Source organism: Nocardioides sp. CPCC 206348, from assembly GCF_048654705.1.
Classification (GTDB): domain Bacteria; phylum Actinomycetota; class Actinomycetes; order Propionibacteriales; family Nocardioidaceae; genus Nocardioides.
Genome location: NZ_JBMCZA010000173.1, coordinates 13457 through 14276, shown reverse-complemented (window position 1 = coordinate 14276; position 820 = coordinate 13457). Strand labels below are relative to the sequence as shown.

Sequence of the window (820 nt, the reverse complement as noted above, 5' to 3'; positions counted from 1 at the left end):
ATCTGGGAGCAGGTCGACGCGCTGCTCCTCCCGGTCACTGCCACGCATCCGACTCTTGCTGAGGTCGCCGCCGACCGGATCGGCGTGAACACCCGGCTCGGCCAATTCACCAACATGACCAACCTGCTCGACCTGTGTGCGGTCGCGTTCCCCGGTCCCGCTCGACGTGACGGGTTGCCCTTCGGCGTACAGCTGCTGGCGCCCGCCGGCTGCGACAACGCCCTTCTCGACTTCGTCGAGCAACAGGTCGAGCAACGGGAAGGCACCTTGGTCGCCGTGGCCGGCGCCCACCTGACCGGACAACCGCTCAACGCCGATCTCGTACGTCGCGGCGGCACCCTCGTCACGACGACCCGGACCGCGACGGACTACCGGATGTACGTCGTCGACGGCCCGCTCCCCCGCCCCGGCCTCACCCGCACGGACGGCAAGCCGGTCGGCGAGGGGATCGAGGTCGAGGTGTGGCGACTGCCCACGGTCGCCCTGGCGGGCTTCATGGGAACCATCGCGCCACCCCTGGCGATCGGGCCCGTCGAGCTCGTCGACGGCAGCCAGGTGCTCGGGTTCGTCTGCACGGCCGACGGTGTCGACCCCGACCGTGAGATCACGTCGTACGGCGGCTGGCGGGCCTGGCTGGCCAGTCGCCCATGAGGTCCACGTTCAGAAGTCGGTGATGTCGGCGTAGATCGCGGCGTGGTCGGACGCTTCGTGTTCCTTCTTGTCCAGCGTCGGGAAGATCTCCCACGGGTCCTTGGTGCGGTTGCCGCGGTACACGCCCTTGCGGAACACCCCTCCCCCTGTGGCCAACGCGAAGAGCGGG

Annotated in this window: 1 protein-coding gene; it reads left to right on the top strand. The window is 69.3% G+C overall.

What is annotated here, in order from left to right; translation table 11 throughout:
• Positions 1–651, top strand: a 651-nt coding sequence (locus ACOADB_RS13710; RefSeq protein WP_378599497.1) for an amidase family protein, incomplete at its 5' end; no start/stop codon positions are given.
• Between the last annotated feature and the right edge of the window lie 169 nt (positions 652–820).